The organism is Thalassoglobus sp. JC818, assembly GCF_040717535.1.
Lineage (GTDB): Bacteria > Planctomycetota > Planctomycetia > Planctomycetales > Planctomycetaceae > Thalassoglobus.
The window spans coordinates 444,650-466,499 of sequence record NZ_JBFEFI010000003.1 but is presented as its reverse complement, the minus strand read 5'-3'; the positions used below and the strand labels follow the sequence as shown (position 1 = coordinate 466,499).

Annotated in this window: 12 protein-coding genes; 9 read left to right on the top strand and 3 right to left on the bottom strand. The window is 53.5% G+C overall.

Going from position 1 to position 21,850, the window contains the following annotated elements:
* Window positions 1-75: 75 nt before the first annotated feature.
* Entirely contained in the window at window positions 76-5,526 is a 5,451-nt protein-coding gene (locus tag AB1L42_RS09700) for a CHAT domain-containing tetratricopeptide repeat protein (protein ID WP_367053829.1), read from the top strand.
* Window positions 5,527-5,736: 210 nt separating this feature from the next.
* Here the strand turns inward: AB1L42_RS09700 and AB1L42_RS09695 are convergent, their stop codons facing one another.
* Together AB1L42_RS09695 and AB1L42_RS09690 are read right to left on the bottom strand one after the other, a co-directional pair.
* Complete coding sequence (locus tag AB1L42_RS09695; protein ID WP_367053826.1) at window positions 5,737-8,358, bottom strand: right-handed parallel beta-helix repeat-containing protein; 2,622 nt, start codon at window positions 8,356-8,358, stop codon at window positions 5,737-5,739.
* 88 nt (window positions 8,359-8,446) lie between these two features.
* Window positions 8,447-9,607 carry a TIGR03032 family protein gene (locus tag AB1L42_RS09690; RefSeq protein WP_367053823.1) on the bottom strand — a complete coding sequence of 387 codons (1,161 nt, stop codon included), beginning with the start codon at window positions 9,605-9,607 and terminating at the stop codon, window positions 8,447-8,449.
* 499 nt (window positions 9,608-10,106) lie between these two features.
* On the opposite strand from AB1L42_RS09690, the gene AB1L42_RS09685 reads away from it, so the two are divergent.
* From AB1L42_RS09685 to AB1L42_RS09655, 7 genes are all read left to right on the top strand, one after another.
* Window positions 10,107-10,601 (top strand): hypothetical protein, encoded by a 495-nt coding sequence (locus tag AB1L42_RS09685; RefSeq protein ID WP_367053820.1) that lies wholly within the window; start codon window positions 10,107-10,109, stop codon window positions 10,599-10,601.
* A 57-nt stretch (window positions 10,602-10,658) separates the two neighbouring features.
* Entirely contained in the window at window positions 10,659-12,563 is a 1,905-nt protein-coding gene (locus AB1L42_RS09680; RefSeq protein ID WP_367053817.1) for a M48 family metalloprotease, read from the top strand.
* A 57-nt stretch (window positions 12,564-12,620) separates the two neighbouring features.
* Window positions 12,621-13,163, top strand: coding sequence for a hypothetical protein (locus tag AB1L42_RS09675; RefSeq protein ID WP_367053814.1), 543 nt, complete (start codon window positions 12,621-12,623; stop codon window positions 13,161-13,163).
* Between the two features lie 323 nt (window positions 13,164-13,486).
* Window positions 13,487-16,018: a protein kinase gene (locus AB1L42_RS09670; protein ID WP_367053811.1), complete on the top strand. Its 2,532-nt coding sequence runs from the start codon at window positions 13,487-13,489 to the stop codon at window positions 16,016-16,018.
* Window positions 16,019-16,135: 117 nt separating this feature from the next.
* Complete coding sequence (locus AB1L42_RS09665; protein WP_367053807.1) at window positions 16,136-16,900, top strand: sigma-70 family RNA polymerase sigma factor; 765 nt, start codon at window positions 16,136-16,138, stop codon at window positions 16,898-16,900.
* Between the two features lie 105 nt (window positions 16,901-17,005).
* Window positions 17,006-18,193, top strand: a complete 1,188-nt coding sequence (locus AB1L42_RS09660; protein ID WP_367053804.1) for a hypothetical protein — start codon at window positions 17,006-17,008, stop codon at window positions 18,191-18,193.
* Window positions 18,194-18,351: 158 nt separating this feature from the next.
* Window positions 18,352-19,503 carry a hypothetical protein gene (locus tag AB1L42_RS09655; protein WP_367053801.1) on the top strand — a complete coding sequence of 384 codons (1,152 nt, stop codon included), beginning with the start codon at window positions 18,352-18,354 and terminating at the stop codon, window positions 19,501-19,503.
* A 212-nt stretch (window positions 19,504-19,715) separates the two neighbouring features.
* Here the strand turns inward: AB1L42_RS09655 and AB1L42_RS09650 are convergent, their stop codons facing one another.
* Window positions 19,716-20,828 carry a hypothetical protein gene (locus AB1L42_RS09650; RefSeq protein WP_367053798.1) on the bottom strand — a complete coding sequence of 371 codons (1,113 nt, stop codon included), beginning with the start codon at window positions 20,826-20,828 and terminating at the stop codon, window positions 19,716-19,718.
* Here AB1L42_RS09650 and AB1L42_RS09645 point away from each other — a divergent pair.
* The gene (locus AB1L42_RS09645; RefSeq protein ID WP_367053795.1) at window positions 20,827-21,816 is read left to right on the top strand and encodes a hypothetical protein; all 990 of its coding nucleotides are present in this window, start codon (window positions 20,827-20,829) and stop codon (window positions 21,814-21,816) included. The genes AB1L42_RS09650 and AB1L42_RS09645 overlap by 2 nt on opposite strands.
* Window positions 21,817-21,850 lie beyond the last annotated feature (34 nt).

Below are 21,850 nucleotides of genomic sequence, written 5' to 3'. Positions count from 1 at the left end.
CCTGCTCAAAAAGAACGCTGATGCTAAACACTTCCGCTTTTCAGCCGCCTCCCCTTGAACATGGTGTGCACTGAGATGACTTCTGATTGCCTGAATTCGCGAGGCTGTTCATGGTGGTTCGCTGTTTTGATCGGACTCTTCTTCAATGTCAGTTTCCTTCCAGAAGCATTCGCACAGAACGAGGAATCGTCTGAATCGAAGGCAGCCCGAACCACTCTCGAACACGAACGGATCTCGAGAAATCAATCGATCACTGCCCTCTGGGAAAACGGAGAAGTCGCAGAAGCACTCGCATCTGGCGAACGCATTCTTGAGATCGAACAACAACTCTTCCCGCCTGACGATCTCCGTCTGGCAACACGCAGCACTGCTCTCTGCACGTACGCACTCGAACTTGGTCGCGATGAAGATGCAGAGCGTTATTCGACAAATGTCGTTCGGGTTTTGAAATCGACGTACCCTGAAAATCACTGGCGGATCTCAGCCGCCCAGCAGCAAGAAGCTTTTCTGAAAGCGATGTTGGAAATGCCGTTGAATCGGCGGCAGGAGTACTTTGCCTGGCAGCGACAGTTGCAGCAGGCTGTGAGTGCGGAAGATCCGGCTAATGCTCTTGAGGCTGCTGAGAACATTGCGAAAATCACTCAGGAGAGTTTCGGCGAGCGTCATCCGCTGTCAATTATGGCGATGACTTCGATTCAGTCGACTCAGCTCAGACTGGGGCAGACCGAGACCGTCGGAACGCAATTGGCGAAGCTGCGAATTGACTTGCAGCAGGTCGAGCATCCAGAACATCCGAATCACGGAATCATTCTCAATCTGCTCGCGGAATATGCGATCACAACCGGCGACCTGGAACAAGGGCTCGTGGCTGCCAACTCGGCGATTGAGCAGTTCCGAGAAGCAGACAAGCTCTTCACAATCGAGTATCTCAGCAGCTTGGCGATACGCGGAGCCATCCTGTTGATGCAGGGAGAAAACCAGGAGTCACTCCCGCCGCTTCGAGAGGCATACGCGATTGGGTCACGAGAGGGGGTTCCCTCGGATAGGATTCGACCGATCGCTGACAATCTGGTGTACGGGCTTCATACCGTCGCCAGGACGGAATGGGAGAGTCAGAATTGGCTGATCTCTGAGCAACTGATCGAGGAAGCCAGCCAAATTGTGGATGATCAATGGGGAAAGGAGAATTTTCGCGCCACTGATCTCAGGATCGACCCGATTGTGACTGCAGATGCGAAGTCCTGGAGTAGTGAACAATGGGAGAATTACCATCAGCTCCAGAACCTCGTCGGAGAAATCCAGACGCTGAGCCAGGCAGGAAAGGCAACTGAGGCTTTGGCACTCGCGAGAAAACGACTCGATCTGGCTTCAAGTCTTTTCGGTCAAGACGGCCTTGAGACGCTGCGGGCTCGGTTCGATCTTTTACTTCGCCTGCTGGACCCACAGATTCTCGCAACTCAGGATCACGAACAGCTTCGCCATCAGATCACGTTCTTTCTGGGTGACTTTGGCAAACTCGTCGGGAAAGACCACTGGGAATACGCTTCGGTCTGCTCTGAATTCGCAGCGAGAATGGACTCTGCAGACCCCATGATGATGGATCTGATGCAGCAAGCTGCTGACGGGTTCAAATCGTCTTTGGGCGAGCAATCGGATCAGTACGTGGACACGCTCACAAAAATGGGATGCGTTCAGGCGGAACAACTATCAGAGGACGCGATCTCCACTCTTGAACAGGCAATTCACCTTTGGGAATTGCGACCGGGGCGAGGCAGCTACGCGCATTGCGTCGCCGTCGCATCGCTGGGAGCTTACTTCTACAACCTCGACGATCCTTACGAAGCCCGACATCGACTGGCGGAGGCGGCCGACCTTCTTCGAAACAATTCGAACGACAACATCAACTATGACCTCGCGATCGTCTTGAATTATCTCGGGAACGTTTCTGCGGATCAGGGTCGGAGCCGAGATGCGGTCGCATACTACAGCGAAGCGATTGACTTGTTCGAGAACGGCTTCTGGAATCCACTGGCGAATCGCTACGGGAAGTCACTGAATGACTACACCAGCACCTACGAATGGTGTTTGTATAACGCCGCCAACAGCTACGAAGTGACGGGAGAATATCCCAAAGCTGAAACTGTCCTCAACAAATTGATTGCCCGGTACCCAAAGGACACCACCGACGAAACGATTCGGAGCGCGAACTACATTCTGACTGTTGTCTACGCGAAGCAAGATCGAGATGAAGAGGCACAACGAGTTCTGAATCACGTTTCGCAAATTGTTGGCGAACACTTCAGTTCTGACGTTCTTATCTCTTCCAAGCTTTTGCTCGTCAAAGGCCAGGTCGCCATCCTCTTAGATGATTCCGAAGCAGCACTGAAGTTTCTGGATCAGGCATTCGAGTTGTTCCAGGAGATTGATGATCTCGACAAGATCGATCGCATTGAGTGGGGCTATTTCGACACAAATCTGTTGCGACTTCGCGAATATTACGAATCAATCGGCGCGTGGGACCGTGTGGTTGCGGTCCGTGAGTTTGCAGCGGATTCTGAAGCTGTGCTTTACGGCGACTGGCCAAACATCATTGAGCAACTTCAAGTAGAACTTGGGTTGGCGCGACGCATCGCTGCTTTGGATGAAAAGTCCCTGCAGACCTACAACCAGTTGATCGCAGATACTGAAGCACTTGAAGATGAGGACGCGGGGCACATTGACTCTCAGCTGGTCGAGCGATCTCCGCAACTCATTCAAGACATCAACACAATTCTGGGTCCGATGAGTTTACCTCTGTTGGCATATGCCAGCGAAATGGCGGACTACTTCGAAACGCAGGAAGTCTTCGACAAAAGCCTCGAAATGAGCTCACTTGCTGTCGCCTGTGCTGCGAAGCAGTTTGGGTTTCAGCACACAGAAATGATTCCACTCCTGATTCAACGAGCACGACTTTTGCGTGTTCTGGGAAGTTATCGAGAGTCGCGTGTGCTCGCGGAACAGGCCGTGAAAATCGCTGAAGAAGAAATGGGCGACGGAAGCTTTCTGACTTTTTCTGCACGATTCGAACTCGCGAAGCTTTACTCAGCGATCGAAGATTTTGGGTCCGCGCTCCCGCTTGCACGGGCCTCGAGCGAAGGGTTCCGACGTCTCTGGGGCGATGAGAACCTGGAGTATGCAAACGCTCTTCAACTCACTGGAGAGATCTATTACGGCATCGGTCAACCCGATCTCGGACATTCTCAGATCCTTCGCTCACATGAAGTGATGAGCCGAATCCTTCCTCCGCATGATCGAAATTTGCTCAGAAATAAAGTCGTTCTCGCAGTCTCAACAGCATCGAATTCAGCTCGCTCGGAGGAAGCCCAGGAGCGTTTCAATTCTGCAATTTCTGAATACGAAGCTGCCGGACTTGATCAAACGGCCGAGTTTCAACAATTGCTCATTCACCTCGGCACAGCCCTTTCAAGTTGGAATCAACTCGACGAAGCTGAGCAAGTTCTGCAGCGAGCGAAAGAGGGACTGGTTGTCGATGAATCGACGTCCGTCCTACAGCAGATTCTCTACTCAACGTTGGGTACCGTCCAACGAAAATTGGGGAACATCTCTGAAGCACGCGAAAATTTGACAGCGGCGCTGAAGCTTCAGGAACGCCTGTTCGGCTCTCAGTCGAAGACCGTCGCGGAGACTCGATTTCAAATTGCCGTGGTGGAGAAATTACTCGGCAACACCGACGGTGCCCGCTTGAATGCTCAGCAGTGTTTGCAGATTGAACAGCAGGAACTCTCCAAAATCGGCGGACTTCTCAGCGACTCAGGATTGCTCAATCTCCTGAATCAGGAAGAGCGACCACTTGATCTGCTGGTCTCACTGGTTAGCGACGAGTCGACCTCAGAAGTGATTCGAGACGCTTTTCAATGGACTGTTCAGCGGAAGGGACTGGCGCTCGATCTAAGTTGTCGGACGAAGTCGCTCCAGCACTCACGATCTTTCGATACGCGAACGCTTGCGTTGATTGAACAGATTCGATTGCTGAATCAGGAACTTGTTGACCTCGCACTCAAACAAAACTCGACCCTCTCGGAAGAGGAACTCTCGCTCGAAAGAGAGAATCGCTTGAAAGCGATCGCCGAAGCTCAAAGCGATTTGAGCGAACGCCTCCGCGGTGAGCAAATCAGTTCATCATCGCCATCGGCTGTCCTTTCGGAACTTGGAAAGCATCTCGATGAAAAGTCGGCGTATCTCGAGTTTTTGAAAGTCGATCAGTTTCGTCCCCACGACTCGACCGACGCGAGTCATCGCTATGTCGCGTTCTTCGTTCGGAAGCAGTCCGACGAGCTGCAAATTGACTTCGCAGACCTGGGCGATGCCACTGAAATCGAAGCCATGATTGAAGGCTTGCGACGCATCACTCAGGAAGTGCCGGAAATGATTCGTTTTTCTTATGAAGATGAGTTGGAAGAGGAATACCGCGAAGTTGCCTTCGAACTCTACGAACGCATTCTGGGACCGTTTCAAGAACAGATCGACGCTGCCGAGACGCTCATTCTTGGCCCGGACGCTGCGATTTCGACGGTTCCGTTCGCGGCACTTGTCGATGCTGACGCTCGCTATCTCGTTGAAAGCAAAGAGATCAGCTATGTCTCTTCAGCCCGGGATTTGATGAGGTCAACCGGGGCTCCGGGAAGGGGAACGGTAGTCATTTCTAATCCAAACTTTGACGCAGACCTTGTTGAGCGCGAGGAGTCGATCGCCCGCGTCAACAATGAAGATCAGTCGCGAATGTTACTCGCCATGCGGGGCGGCGACGAAATCGATCTACGCTCTCTGCGTTGGCAGCGACTTCCTGGGGCTGAGGAGGAAGCCACCGATGTTGAAGTCCTTTTGAATGAAACCGATTTCGGTCCGGTCAAAACTTATCTTGGGAACGACGCAGTCGAAGAATTGCTGAAGTCAACCTACGCAGCCCGAATTCTGCATCTGGCTACGCATGGCTTCTACGTTCCATTAGCGGACAAGGAAGAATTCGGAGGTGGATTCCAACGATCAGCTGCGATCAATTCGAATCTGTTCCGACTCCGGACCACGGAGAATCCGCTGCTTCGCTCGGGAATTGTTCTCGCAGGGGCAAATCGAACTTCCCAGCCGGGTGAAGAAGATCGGCTGGAAGATGGTTGGGTGACGGCTCAGGAAATCGCGAGAATGGATTTCCGCAACACTGAACTCGTCGTACTGAGTGCGTGCGAGAGTGGGCTGGGTGACATTTCGTCCGGACAGGGAGTGCACGGGATTCGTCGTGCGTTCTTGAATGCCGGAGCCCACTCAATTTTGACTTCTCTATTCAAAGTCCCGGATATTGAAACTCGCGAGTTGATGCGCGCTTTCTATCAGCATCTTCTGGAGTCTCCAAATCGCCGGACTGCGCTGTGTCGCGCGCAGCGTCAACGAATCGAAGAAAGACGCGAGGAGCACGGAGGCGCTCACCCGTTCTTCTGGGCAAGTTTCATTCTGTTCGGTTCAGGAGACTGAGCTTTGCGAGCTGTGTGATCCGTCAATGCCTCAACGACAAACGCGAAAACCCTGCTGGGAAGGAGATTCTCCCCAACAGGGTTTTGTTTTCAGGCGATCGATTGAAAACAGAGCGTTTCCAATTCGAGTTCGCACTGACTCGCACGAGCAGGCTCAGCTTTTCAACAAGTGAGACCGCGCGAGGTAGTGCACAGGAAAGAGCGACTTGCTCTAGACCAGCGGAAGTGTTCCGTCGTCATCGACGAAACCGGGAATTCCGAAGATACTTCCGCGAACGGAGATTCCGTTCGGAGCAACCAGTTCGACGTTGTCCAGGTCGATGTTGCCCGCTTTCACGCTAATTCGGCCGTTGATGCTTCCATCAGTGATTCCGATGCTGGCATCAGTCAGATCCAAGTTGAAGAAGGCTTTCAGCGAGATCTTCTCTGATGCTCGAATTGCTGAGTTGTAGACGGAAGCGTTTCCGTTACGGCTGGCGACTTTAACTGTCGATGAGAAACCTTCAGCTTGCAGAACGGCCTCTTCAGTAAACAAGTCTCCGTCCGCAGCGATGCTAACTTTCTCGCTCGCTTCGACCCAGCTACCGTCCAGCACGACATCGCTTTTCGCAGCGACTTTGACACTGGACTCTGGCGTTTCAATCGCACTCCAGAATGAATCTTCCGCGATCACGGGACCTTTCGATTTCACTTTGATGTTGTCGAAGGCAAACAGCTCAGCTCCACTGAGTTCGACACCTTCCGTTCCGGAGATTTTGAGGTCTCCGTTGTAGGCATCAAAGACTGAATCGAATCCGACAACCCAACCCTTCGCGTCGACTTTGATGTCCTGTCCGATGACGTCAGCCAGGAGATAGACGTCCCGTTTCGCTTTCAGCTTGACGCTTTCACCTGCGAAGATGATCCCGTCGAACACTGCGATGTCTTCCTTCGCACGCAAATTGACGCTTCCGTCAATCGAATCGACAGCTGAATCGTCGACAATGATGCTGCCGTGCTTCGACTTCAGAGTGATGTCGTTGTCGGCAATCAAATTGGATTCGACGATAATGTCGCCATCTGCTTTGATCTGAATGAAGCTCGCATCGATCGTTGACTGGATCACGACTCCCGCACCATGGATGACTTCGGTGTAGTTGCCTTCGGTGCGTCGAGTGTCAAAGATGCCGTCGGCGAGTTCCTCTCCGAGAAGGACATCCCCCTCATTGAAGACGCCATCGTTGTTGGCATCGACGAATGACATCGGGATCACGCCGGATTCAACAGCCCCGATATCGACGGCGCTACCAAGAATACGATCGAAACCCATTCCTCGCTGGTCGGTGGTCAGCGGGTTGTTGCCAGCGTCGGTTGCATCGCCGTTGTTTCCGGCGTTAATTGCGAGGCTGCCTTCGACCAGTGCGTGCGTCAGGGTTGGACCGCCATTGTCAGCGAGCGTCTGCTCAATCACATCAATCGCGTTGACACCTGTAATGTCTGTGCCGGCGCCGACAACATTGATCGTCGATCCCGTCAAATCACCGAAAATATTGAAACCGCTGCTGTCAACTGATCCTGAAATATCTTCCCGGTTGTCTGCAGCCATTTCATCGTTGCCAATGACAATGGAATTGTAGATTGAGACCTGTCCGAAGGAATTTCGAATTCCGCCACCGCCACCTTCGAAATTCCCTGAATGTGATGCAGAGTTTCCAAAGATCGTCGAGTTGGTGATCGTCAGATTCCCAGTTGAATTGTAGATCCCTCCACCGCCACCGCCGGCTTGGTTTCCGCTAATTGTCGTATTGGTAATATCGAGGGTTCCGCGGTTATAGATCCCACCGCCGCCAGCATCTCCATCGACTAGTTCACCGACGTTTCCGCTGATTGTGCTGTTGAGGATCTGCATGCTTCCAACGTTGTAGATTCCTCCGCCTTCATCACCGACCACATTGTTACTGACCGTGGAGTTCGTGATGACTACTGTGCCTCCACTTCCATTGTAGATACCGCCGCCGTATTCATCGCCCGTGACAGTGTTACTGTCGAGCACAGAGTCTGTAACGGTCAGATTCCCTGTGTTGAAGATCGCTCCCCCGGAACTCACGGAGACGTTTCCGGAGAAAGTCGAATTCTGAACGGTGAGAGTTCCTGAGTTATAAATCCCCGCACCATGGTAACCTCCATCATTGTTGGAAATCACCGAATCCGTGATGTAAACCGTTCCTCCCACGTTGTTCAACCCACCACCATAAGTCGCGAGCCCTTCGTTAACATTGCTGTTTCGCAGGTAGAGCGTATCCGTTGAATCTGCGACATGGATATTTCCGCCATTTGAACCAACCGATGCATAGCCATCGGTAATTGTCAGGCTTTCGAGAACGACAATGGCACCATTCCCTGAACTATTGATAGTGAATGGTGTGATATCTCCTTCGCCATCGATCGTCACTGGGCTGGCCAGGCCGGATGCATCAATATCGAGAGAGTCAGAAATGAGAAGCGTCGTTCCCTGTCCTGATGGACCAAGTCCAATCGTCATGCCTGACAGAGACGCGTCAAACGTAATCGAGTCAGCCCCTGCTGTGTTGTTGGCCGCATCGATTGCCTCACGAAGAGAAATTCCGTCTCCTCCGTCCGATGCAATCAGATTGGCGATCGATGACGTATCTCCATTCGTCACGTCGATCGCGTTGCTCACGACAACGCCAGCCAGCAGGACGCGAGATTCCAGTCCTTCGGAAGCCTGTGTGCTTCCGATGACACGTTGCCGGCGACGTTGCGCCCCGCGCATCAATGGCCCTTGAGTCGGGACAAATGGACGAACAATTCGATTCAGAAATTTACTGGTCATCGTGAAGCTCCGAAGTTTGTCAACGGGGCAATGCTGCGCCCAAGTCGAGAAAATGATTTGTGAGAAAACTCTTGGAATGGAACTGTTGCTAGCCCGGGGCTTCGACTTGCCGAAACTCCGGGGAAACCTGTTCCAACGCACCATCCGAGAGAACGTAGGAACGAGAAATCAACTCCTTGTCATCCGTAACCAAGTCCGGTCGAATCATTCCGCTGAGCAGTTCCACCGCAAAAATCTCCTGCACAGCATCTTCGAATCGGACAAACCCGACTGTCGCACCCGTTTCAATATCAACCACCCACACACCACACGTTCGCTCGGTGAGCTCATCACAGATCGGAATCCCGCTGAACGTTGCGGACTCGCGAACCTGTGACAGACCAATCAACGCGAGGTTGCCCGCAAAGGTCAGTCCTCGCGTGAAGCCCGGCAGCCGTGTGATTTCTTCGTACTTGCCGGTTTGAAGATCGATTCTGCCGAACCCGCCCGTTCCGGAATGCAGAATCCAAAGTTGATCTCGATACCAGCGAGGCGAGTGCGGCATGGAGAGCTTTCGCGAGATGACTTCGTTGCTCTCCACATCAATCAACACTCCGCCATCCCGCTTGTTCTCTCGCCAACCGCCTTCTGTGTCAGTTGTTCCCAGAGCCGTCACATATCGCACGCGACCGTCCCGGACCGCCAATCCGTTGAGATGACATTGATCGCCGGGCTGAAGTTGAGAGATGAATTTCGGCTTCCAGACGGGTTCGAAGCTGTTCTCCGAACTCCGAACCGACAGGCAGGAAAAGGCCGTGTTCACGAACCAGAGTTCGGGACGTTCGTTGGGATTCTGAGAAACCCACGCCATCTCATGGATCCGCACATCGCCAGTGACATGACAATTTCGTGGCAAGAAGGCTGAGTCGTGCGATCCCGCTGGCTCAATTTTTTGAGCGACTGCCGGGATGTTCTGAAACTCCCAGATATCGTAAGAGCAGCCAATCGCCAGACGGCCTCCGTCAACCGCGAGCCCCATCGGTTGCGAGAAGCTTCGAAAGTGTGTGTTGAGCACGCCGTTCTGATTGCGAAGCAGGATGACTTTTCCCGCCTGGTAAGTGGTCACCAGCAACGAACTCTTCAGACGGTGAAGAATTTCCGGAACGGAAGAGGTATGCACACTTCGCAGTTGGTGACCTGACTCCGAACCCTCTGCGGCTCCGTCTGGCGACTGTGGGGCAGGATTCGGATTGTTTTCGGCGAGCGACATCGTGAACAACAAAGATCTGAAGTGTTAAGAATCTGACACTTCGTTGTTCGACCCATTCAACATCAGTCCGCCAACGCTCGTCGCTGAACGGCTGCGATTCTGGAGAAAGTAGGTCGACCGTCGCGATTGAACCGATTACGACGGCGCCGGTGATTTCCAGAGTTCTCAGTCTTCACTGGAAGCTGACGTGAAAATACTCAAGACCTGAGAGCGACCTCGCTGACTTCGAACGCACGGCTCCCATCGAAATCAGTGTTCGGTTGTCTACAGTGTCTGTTGGAGAGCGTTGCGGTCGAGCAGGATCGAATTCATTCTGGAAAAAATCTGTGAGGTCGTGTCACAACATCGCTGGCTGCCTGTATGGGGAAGTGAACGCCGGTGATTCGCCTACCTGTCCGCGTCGACGGGATTTGCAGCCGGTCAACGGGTTGCGCATAATCACTGAAACGAAATACGGTGATTTCGCAGCCGGAAGAAAAATTCCAACTCGGAGAGATGAATGAAAAAGTCCACACCCATCTTGGCGGTATGCGTTTCCGGCGGATTGCTCTGCAGTGCGACAAACGTCGTGTTGTCACAGGTCACCACTCCTCCTGAATCATCGTCCAAGCAGACCCAGTCTTTCGAAGACGTTCCCGTCTCGAAGGCAGCACAGGCCGGGGATGTTTCGAAGTCCCTGACGACACTTTCGATCGTGGCGTCACGATCGATGAACTCAAAGCAGAACAACATCGATCCGGATTCCGCTGCAAAAAGCAGCGACAATGCCGACTCCAAGTCAAAAACAACCGTCCACGCGATCGTTGAAATTCGAGACACGAAAGTGCCTGACGAAGACGTCCAGTGGACAGTTGAGGTCACTCAAATCGCCAGCCGGGGAGACACGAGCACTCCTCCAACTCCTCTGGCGAGAACAACCAATCGTGACAGTGATTCCGAACCGTCGGCGATCAATGAAGAGATTTTTGTTCAAAAACGAGCCCTGGATCACTAACCCCAAGACATCCTGACCTCACCGCACTCGTCGGGTCATCATAACAGGACAATTACAATGTTTCGCATACGATCGATGAAATTGATCGCGTGTTGCGCTGCACTTATGTTCTCACTTGGGGCACGTGCCGCAGACGCCGAAGTCACAGAACGACACAAAAAAGTCGTCGAAGAAGTTTTTCAACGCCTCCTCGCTGTCATGGAAACTCCGGACGGCTGGGAAGTCTGGCCTCCCGAAGTCACAGTGGTTGACAAGGGATTCGCAAACGCATTCGCTGGATTTCGAACTGAAGATGGTGTCGACGTTCCGTATGTCGAAATCACCGTCACCACCGTCGAAGAGATCGCGGACTACGATCCCGACACTCTCGCTTTCACGCTGGGGCATGAACTCGGCCATTTGTTTTTCGATCACAACCATCAGTCGATCGAGTTTCGAGAACAGTTCGGAGACAAACTCCAAACCATTCGCCTGGCGTGCAACCGCGAACAGGAACTCGAAGCGGACTTGTTCGGTATGCAGCTCGCATTCAAAGCGGGGTACTCACGTCAGGGGTTGATCAAAGACCTCGACGGATGGCGTGAAAACACGACTCCTTATTGCCGGTTCGAAGGACTGTCAGTCAGTCATCCGACCTGGGAAGACCGAGCGACGTACCTCTTCGACGATGAACGACAGCAGTCGCTTTGGCGTTCGCTGAGTTCATTTCAAACTGGGGTCATGTTCCTCGAGAATCAGCATTACCTTCATGCACAACTCTGTTTCGAAAATGTCACCGTCGAGTTTCCTGAATGCTACGAAGCCTGGGCAAATCTCGGCTATGCATTGCTCATGCGATATTGTGATGGACTCGATGCCGAAGACCTCAAGAACTTCGATATTGGCCACCTCGTTGTAGGCGGATTCTATCGACGGCCCGGATCTCTCGAACCAACAGTTCGAGGTGTCGACCCAGACCTGTGGTTCGAAGCAGTCGGTGCCTTCCGAGAAGCTTTGCGATTGAAAGAACGTCTCGGCCTCAAGGATGACCTCCTGATGGTCAAAGCGAATCTCGCAGTCGCTTACTTGATTCACCCTGCCGGAAAAGATGTGGGACAGGCGGAACGCTGGTTCGACGAAGTCTTCACAGCACTCCGGAACAATCCCGAAGATTCACAACTCGACCCTTTGGTTCATGCGTCCATCCTCATCAACTCCGGTTCTGCTCGCGGTTTCGACTCGGACCTTGTTGTCCAAACTCTCGGACTGTTGGCGGAAGCGAAGACGAAGCGAGGAAACGACCTCGTCGCGACCGCACTCGAAACGGCCCTTCAATTCAACCAGGCCCGGACTCTTGTCACTTCGGGAGATCCAGCCAAACAGATGACAGCTCTGGCATTGTTCGAGAAGTATCTCGACGGCATGACGTCCGCCAGTTCATGGTGGCCGATTGCATACGAACAGTATGTGCAGCTGTCGAAGGCTGTGGGAAAAGCTCCCAAGGCAGAGTCCGAGTTCAAGCAACTTGGAATCAAAGATTGGCGTCCCGTCACGGCGGTGGAACTCACCGATGGAAAAACGATCGGCCTGAGCCAACCTCTCAAAGAAGTTTTGAAAACGTTGGGACCTGCTGATGTTGAGATTCCCGTCATCGAAGGCAAGAACCTCAAATACTACAAGTACGAAGAGCTGGGAATCACCATTCTCGCCACTCGAGAAGTTCTCGCTGTCATCCTCGATTCTGAAAAGGCTCCCGCAGTCAAGATTCAGCGTCCGGGACTCGGCGGAGACGATGCGACTCTCGAACTCGGAATGAATCGCGGAGTTCTGGAAGGACTTCTGGGCAGCGACTGGGATGTCGAAATTACGAACCTGTTCCAACTCGACGAGCTTCATCAGCTCTATCGTGATCTGGGATTGGCAGTTCAATTTGAAGATGGCGTGGTCAGCGAATTAGTGATCTCCGTCGTCCCGTTGAAGTAACTGATGAGTAACTAACAAAATCTGAAACCGCAACATTGACTACCTTGGAGATGACTCATGAAGACCACACGAACACTCGCAACACTCGCCCTGACGACGCTCCTCTCACTTTCGATGAGCCAGTTCAGCTTCGCCCAGGACGATGATGCCGCACTCTTGAAAGCTCACGAACAACTGAAATCTGTCCTCGATCAGGTGGATGATCTGTTCTACAAAGAGATGACCACTGACTCCGGCGTCACGTTTTACAACCTCATTTGGGAAATGGACGGCGAAACATCCAAGATCACTTTCGAACTGCGACAACTTGGTCACTACAGCGGCAAGCCCGTCTTTGGACTACTCGCTTACACAACCGTCGCCCAGACCGAGGGCTCAATGCCGCCCGCGGTGATCAAAGCGGTCGCAACGAAGAACGAAACCACTGGTCTCGGATACTTCAGCATGACAGAGGGCTTCGACACGCTGTACATGAACTTCACAGCCCCATCCGACGCACTGACTCCTGGCCAAGTTTGGATGACCTGTGCTTACATGCACAACAACCGCATCAAAATGCGAAAGGAAGTTGAAACACTCATGTCAGCATCCGGCCGCTAATCGATCTGTCAGGGTTACCTGGCACTCGCAAAGCTGAAAGGATGAAGACGTTCGTGCAAGTTCTCCAAACCTCTTTCGACACCGCTCGAAAGATCATTCGGCGACATCGCACGATCCGAGATCGACTGGATCTTGAAAATGTGAACTGACTGTTTCTTCTCGTGACGGCGTGTGTGAGTTTACCCTCCACGCCATCACGAGAATTTTTTCGTTTCCAGTGCGACGTATTTGCTGCACCAATTGACGCCGGATTAGAAGCGAACCGACGATTCTGTGATCTCTTTTGACAACGATTCTGAACCGGGTTTAACACCCGTCAGCCGATGACGGAACGACTCCACAATTTCGAAACCGATCTGCTCGGCACCTTCGCCGGGGGCGATGAAAGCACGACGTCCGCCGACGAATCTCAAACTCCGGTCACTCCGGAAATCCCCGGCTACCGCATCATTTCCATCCTCGGAAAAGGAGGCATGGGACAGGTCTATCTGGCTGAAGACCTGAAGCTCAAACGACAGGTCGCTCTCAAAGTCGTCGCTGGCGGAGCCGCTTCCACTCCGGAAATGCTCGAACGTTTTCAGGCTGAAGCTCGTGCTGTCGCTGCAGTCAAACATCCCGGTGTGTGCCACATCTTCGAAGCTGGCGAGACCGGTTCGATACCTTATCTCGCGATGGAAGTGATTCAGGGACAGACCGTCTCCCAACTGATTCGCGATCAACTTCCGACTCCCAAACAGTCCGCCAAGCTTGCAGATGATGTCGCCAAAGCTGTCCATGCCTGTCACGAGTCGGGAATTCTCCACCGTGATCTGAAACCTTCGAACGTCATGTTGACGAAAGACGGAATCGTCAAAGTGATGGACTTCGGCCTGGCCAAACAACTCGGCACGACTGGCGACCGGACCCGTACCGGCGAGATCATCGGGACTCCCAGTTACATGGCTCCCGAGCAAGCCAGTGGAGTGGTCAAGCAACTCGGTCCGGAGTGTGATGTCTACGCGATCGGGGCGTTGCTTTATGAAATGCTGACCGGTCGTCCGCCGTTTCAGACATCCGAGCTGATGCAAACCATTATGCTCGTCATCACCACAGATCCCGTTCCCCCGCGGAAACTTCAGCCGCGCGTTCCGACTGACCTCGAAACCATCTGTCTGAAGTGTCTGCAAAAACAACCTCGCAAACGATATTCGTCTGCACTCGAGTTGTCTGAAGATCTCGAGCGGTATCTGAACAGCGAACCGATTCTGGCACGAAAGACTCCGCTTTGGGAACAAGGCTACAAGTGGTCGCGGCGCCATCCTGTTCTTACAGTTTTCTTAGCCACGATTGGTCTGGCAGTAACGGGAGGTCTCGCTGGAGTTTCTTTCCATGTCGAGCGATTGCAGTCCGAACTCGATCGCAACGAACGTCTCTTCGACGAAAGTCAGGAACTCGGCCGGTGGCTGGTCAACGAGCACATTCCAGCTCTCGCCCGACTTTCTGGCGGGGGAACTCAACGCAGCGACTTGGTCGCGCGAACTCTCAACCACCTGCGCCAGTTACAACTTGATGTGGCAGCTGATGAAAAACTGGCTGAGTACATCGCTCAAGCGTATCTGCAAATCGCCCGTGTTCAGTCCGACCCCGCCTTTGCAACTCCAGAGAGCCTTCGCCAGGCGCTCCAAAGTTTAGAGGATGCACTGAAGTTGTCTCCACAAGGGGACTCCAAGGAAGTGTCGCTGCAATCACAGCTAGATCGGGCCAACCTGCATCTCGAACGTGCTCGCCTGTTTCAACAACTCGCCGAAACGAACCCTGCCAATGAAGAAGTCGCCAGCACACTGGAGCTTCTCAATCAACTTCCAGAACCTCTCACATCAGCAGGTGAAGTGACCCGACTCGCTGCTCGCGAAGTGGAGCTGAGTCTCAATCCTCAGCAGATGACTTCCACTGAGAAACTCGAAGCTTATCTCAGCTTGCTCGACAAGGGACAATCGCTTCTTGCTTCTCAATCAGATTCGAACAAAGGAGCCGAGATTGTCTCGAATCTCGCTTGGGAGATCGGTCGACTGCTTGAAGAATCCGAGCAGGCAGATCATCGAAATGAACACGGAGAAGCCATCGACTACCTCACAATGGGAGTCGACTTGCTCAGTCAGGCCGAAGGCGACAACACTCGAAAGACGTTCAAATTGACGGATCGGCTCAGCTTCGTTTCATCGATCCTGCAGTCCGACAACGAGCTGAAAGAGGCACTTCAATCAATTCAAACAGCGATCGATTTGCAGCTGCGACTGGCCAGCGAGATTCCTGACAGCTCGATTCTTCAAACTCGAATGGCAGAACTTCTCGAACAACGATTTGAGTTTGAACAGCAGTTGCAACTGGTCGATGACATGCTCGAGACAGCGACTCAGCATCTTCACGTCTCACGAAAAGTTGAACTGATCGACGCAGCCAATTCTCCGAAATTGTTGCAACGATCGCACACTCTCATCGCACTGGCTCAGCAGGCTCGGCTGCGATTCGCAGATGCTGTCGACCACATCCGGCAAGCCCTTCAGATTGCTAGGCTGCGGAAGACAGAAAACTGGCCTCGCGAACAGGCTCTCGAATTTGCGGATCTTCTCGACGTGACAGCGACCATGATCGTCGCCCAGGCAGACGATCGGTCGGCGATCAGTTCTCGGTTGACGTCGCTCGAGGAAGCCATCGCACTGCTCAAAGAGTCTGAGCAGATCTACCGGTCCATCGGCGAAGATCAAAGCAGCCCGGAGGATTCCGCGTTCTGGAAGAACGTCAGGCAACAACATCGGTTCGAAGAGGAACTCGATCAGCTGCTCCTTCAGTCGCGAGAGACGAAACAAATCCGTTGACGTTCGCCGCGCATTGCTCTTTTCTGTGCACTGACGAGCGCGATATCGTTAGTTTCCTTTTTCCTGCTTCCGTGTGAGAGTGGGGAATCGCCAGCTCGAAAGTTGAAGGAGAGCGACATGACACCTCCGAGTCCGGATGAATTTGTTTCAAGATTCGATGCCCAACCGACCCGGTGGAGTATGGTGCAGCGGGCTCATGGAGAGTCGATCGCTGGCGGAGCGGAAGCGCGACAATACCTCGTGATGCGGTACTCCGCTGCGATTCGAGGTTACGTTCGGGCGATGACACGCAGCGAAGACGAAGCAGACGATCTGACGCAAGATGTCATGGTGCGGCTCCTGCAGGGAGATTTTGCTGGCGCAGATCCGAGCAAGGGCCGGTTTCGCGATCTTCTGAAAGTCGCTGTTCGAAACATGACACGTAATATGTGGGCGAAGAAGAAGGTTCGCAAAACCGTCGATTCGGACGTCTCCGAAGTTGCTCCCCCATCTGACGACGAATCGGAAGCCACTTGGGAAGACAGCTGGCAGCGGCAGGTTCTGGACCTTACCTGGAATCGACTCGAAGACTACCAGAAGAGCCATCCGGGAAGTATCGCCTATACGGTGCTCAAACTGCGGACCGACTATCCGGACGAAACTTCGGACGAGTTGGCAGCACGTCTCAGCGAGAAAATTGGGAAGACCGCCCGGGCCGATCAAACACGGCAGCAGCTGCGGCGTGCCCGGGTGCGGTTTGCGGAGTTCCTCGTCACAGAAGTTATGGATGGGATGGAGGTTGCGTCGCAGGAGCGAGTCGAGGACGAACTGATTCAACTGGGGCTCTACGATCAGGTCAAAGAGTTTCTGCCGAGCGTCTGGGAGAACCTCAACCAGGAGTGACAGGAAAAATCTGGAAAAACTTCGGCGGATGTGTCACAGCTACAGAAGTGGGCTGTAAGGGGAGTGTCTGAATGATAACCACTCAACACAAACCGGAGTTCAACAATGTTTTTTCCATCACTCAACCAACTGTTTCGTCGCTCTTTCTTCAACGCTTTTGTCGTCTCAGTCGCTCTCGGAAGCACCGCTTTGAACGCCATTGCAGGGCCAAGCTTTAGTGGACCAGCAACTGCTTCAATCGATGCTTCAGAGTACGAAGAATGGGGACTCGAACCACCAACTTCTCAGTCAACACCTGCCAGTGGCCCAGTCGAACAGGATCGCAGCGACAACACACCACCTGCTCAGCCAGCCATCGAACAACCAGCTCAACCTGCTCAGCAGAATCTTCCTCCAGCACCACAAGATCTGACTCAGTCAGTTCAACAAGCGACTGTCCTCGTCATTGCTGTCTACCCCGATGGCAAAGAGTTCCACACCGCTGGATGGATTGTTGACTCGAACCGACGCATCGTCGTGACGCTGCGACACATGGTCGAAGGGGCAGAAAAGATCTTCGTCGGATTCCCACAACTTTCGAGCGGGGCTCCTAACGAACTTCAGGGTTCACCAGCCACACTGATGGCTTCTTCCGATGACATGGACGTTGCCTACCTCGTCGCTGACCGAATTCCTGGATCACTGCCAAGCCTCGTGAATTCAGAATCCGTCGGCTTCGGAAGCGGAACTGGCCAGACACATGGCAGTCCAGGTCACGGTCCCATGGGAGGAACTGGGGGCGGCCCGCTGGTTCAAACTCCTCCAACTACTGGCGGACGTCCGCAGCCTCCAACACCTCCGGGACCTGTTCAACACGGCGGTCACCGACCGACCTCGAACTTCCCTCCCGCTGGGAATGGTGGATTCAACAACGGAGGAATGAACGGTGGTGGATTCAATAACGGCGGGTACAACGGTGGAGGATTCAACGGCGGCGGATTCGGAAACAACAATCCTGCCCAGAACAATCCAGTCGTCGGACAATGGTACTTGCAGGACACCGTCAACGGAGTGCAGTTGTACATCGGAGTGACCTTCAACGCCCAAGGCCAATTCGCTCTGCAGATGGTGACAGTCGACGGATACGGACAACGCTCACAAGAGAACGACAACGGAAGCTTCCAGGTTCAAGGCAACACACTGTTCCTGAACGGCGGAGACGGACCTCAGCAGCTTCCTTTCTGGTTCGAAAATGGAATGCTCTTCGTACAGTTTCCTGAACTTGGAACGACCATGGCCTTCCACAAAGGCTAAACCGAAGTGAACTCCGGCAAGCCCCTGCATCCGACGGATGCGGGGGCTTTTTTTGTGCGCAGCCCGGTTCAGAACTTTTTCCGAATTGCCTGTCACACTCGCGGCAGCTGGCTGTACTGGGTGGGACCTCACCTTCAACCCTCTTCGGAGTGAATCCAATGCTGACTTGCCCACCTTTCAAGACGCTCTGCGTTTCGGCCATCCTGTTCTGTTCCATCTTCAAACTGATCCCAACTTGCCTGTCGGCAGCAGACTCACGACGCCCAGCTGATGTCGGTGGAGGTCGACGCCCCGCCCTGCACGTTCGACAGGTCAAACTCTACGACAATCAAGGATTCGGAAAACCTGTCGTCTGCCGGAGTTTTCTGCTTCCCGGAAACTGGCAAGTCTCCGGCGGAGTGCAATGGGCTCAAACCTATCAGGAATATCAGCCCTTCTATTACGAAAGCTTTTCCGCAGTGAGCGACAATCAGGAAGCTTCGATCGAGTTGTTGCCTGCTTACTCCTGGCTCTGGTTTGCGGACCCGTACATGCGACAGATGATGCAGCAGACTGGAGCTCCCCTGGCCGCTCCCCTCGACGCGACCGGGGTCGTCCAGAATGTCATCATCCCCAACTACCGACCGGGAGCTGTCGTGACAGGGGTGACTCCCCGAAATGACCTCGCTCAAGCATTTCGAAAAGAACTCGTCAAATACGGACTCGATCAGATCGAGGCGATGGGATCGAAACTCTATCTCGACTTCGTCGAAGCGAGAATCAGCTACATCATGAACGGCGTTGAGTTTCAGGAAGTGGTTGTTGTTCAGCTGACCCGGACCGACTTTGCCTCGACTGGAATGCAGAGCTACACCGCCAGCAACATGTTCCTGATGCGAGCTCCCAAGGCCAAGTGGAGCGACTACGAATCGATCTTCGCTACCGCCCTCAGTTCGATGCGACAGAACCCAGCCTGGCTCAAAGCAATCAATAAGTTTCACCAGAACATCGCCCGGATTCGCCAAAAGGGAGCACAACAACGACAGCAGATCATGCGGCAGACCTACGAAGACATCGCCCGCAGCAATCAAGAATCCTGGGAGTACCGACAGGACTCCATCGACCGATCAGCTCGCGAATTCAGTGAGATGATTCGCGAAGTGGAAACCTACTACGACCCCAGCACGGGCTACGAAGTCGAGCTTCCATACGAGTACGACTACGCCTTCTCCAACGGACTCGGAGATTACGTTGTCACGGACGATCCCTTCTACGATCCGAACTCTGACCTGTTCAGCAGCAACTGGCAACAACTACAGACAGCTCCATAGAGCAAGTTGTCTTTCCTTTGCACTCGCTTGAACTTCTTCATCAGGTCAAAGGCTGAGTCTGCTCGTGCGAGTGAGTGTATATGGAAACCGAAATGCTCTCGAACAACGCAACCGTGATGTGTGAGTGGGAAGGTCGCTCGGCTCTCCGGAATTCGTTCCGGAGGGTCGACGACTTTTTATTGCGTCCCTGAATGGCCCCCAAATAATTTTGGCTACCAAGGTCGAGCCGGGTATTGACCACTGGCAATGGACGCGAACTGTTGCGAGTCGTAAGGAGCGGCGACCACGTCGGACTCCAGCTGACGAGTCCGAAACAGATTCACGATGTAACCCATTCGCTCTTTAAGTACGGTCCAGTCAGAGGCTCGCGTTTGCTGAAGATTGGAGCGGCCAGTATCCCAGCCTTCCGGTGGTGTGAGGAACTTCAGGAGTTCCGGATTGGTCAATTCCCGCAGAGCCGGAGGAAAGACGGCCTCGTCGAGCGGGGGAACATCCTCGTGGACAGAGAGTGTCTCTTCTCCGACACTAAACGTCATCAGCCGCTCGGTGACACACTTACGAATGAGAAATGGAAGAGACTGAGAAATCAAAGGCTGTAAACGGATATGCTCATGCAAGATTGCCAGACAGTTTCCGAAATACGCCGCTTCGATCCGCCTGTCCAAATCGGCCTCAACTCGAGCGGACTCATACTGAGTGAATGCCCGCCCCAGGAGATTCTCGGTCTGAGACTTTCTCGACATCTCGTCGATCGTCTCCAGGACCGATGCGAAGTTCGCCTGACTCGGATTCTTCTCCGCGTCTCGGACGTATTGCAGGTAACACGCTGTCACCCGGCCAATATCATCGAGAACGAGCCGATTCCCATCGAGGATTCTTCGGGACGCAGCACGACGCGTGTATCGAGCAAGTTGATATCCGCAGTAGCCTCCGGTCAGCGTGCCCAGTGTGATCCAAACGAGGAGCGACACAGGCAACGACAATCCCGTCCACTGATGTGTCAGTCCTCCCACGATCAGACCGACGACTCCCCCGACACATCCTGCCACGAATGTCGCGTCCCGCGCCGCCTGATCGCGGTCCTCCTGACGAATCGTGACTCCTGCCTTTCGCGATCCCCAAACCGCCCAGCTATGAAAGTTCGCACCTGTTTCCGGACCGATTGCGGCTCGAAGTGCTTCCGACAGCAAGTGGTGACAACGCGTAATCAGGAAGTTGGACAGAAGCGGGTCAGAAGCAGTCACTGCTTCATCGATCATTCGATTCCAATCCTGTTCCGTCCGTTCGTCCAAGTCTGTTCGACCTGCAGAAATTGAGGAAGTCATGATACCTGTCCAACCAGCGAGTTCCGGTGCGTCGTTTGTCGACCACAACAATCGAGCAACGACCCGAGCAGGGTTCGCTGTCGATCGAACATTCAATTCGGCGAAACCGATTATGGCTCGGCGGTTCGTCGTAACTCAACTCTATCTGGTCGCAGCAATGCTCTGGATGTGCTCTATCGGGTGCCAATCCAGAATCGACGCTATCCACGAACAGTTTTCTGACTCGGCTGACCAGAAGCTTTCACGCATCGACCAGATCATTAAAACCGTCGAAACACAGGGCGAGCCAACTGCCTCTTATGTGAAGTACAGAGAAACGAAGATGCTCATGGACTTGTTCTCAGACTCGGATCGAGTCAACGAGGCGGATCTCGCCGTGCTTCAGGAAACCCTCGATGCCCAAAATCTCTCACTGCCATCGACGATCGAGTTCCGCGAAACAGAAGAGCTGCCATACAGCAATGCTCAATGCCTGTACCTTTTTCCGGGTGAGACGTCTCTCCACGATAGCGAAACCTGGAGCTTCAACACCGGGCAAGATCGGATTCTCCCCAAGCGATCGATTCGCAAAGCGGAAAAACTCCGGGAGGCCTATGAGCGGTTTGAAGCACTCGAGTATGTCCTGATCATCTCCCCTGACGAGATTGAACCGCCCCGCGTCAGCGACGAAGACACCTACGAACTCGGAGCGATTGAGGGAGTCGCGTATCTCTTTGAGATTGAATCCGGAACGATGCTGGGCTCCTTCCGATTCCGGGCGACGGGGCAGAATCTCATCAACAATATGATGTGGGACTTCACGCTCGGTGAAGACGACGATTCCAACCTCGAGATCCTCTCGGACCGTTTGAAGAGAGACACGCTTCGATACGCGGAAGCGGCGGCTGCGGCACTGTCCGATCAGGTGCACTCTGACCTGGAGCTGCAACACCGACCGTATCTGCCAGATCTCGTCGTTGACTCGCGCGTCGAAGATTCGTCGGAGTAGGCCACGTCCGCTTTCAACAACTTGCTCTTAGCCA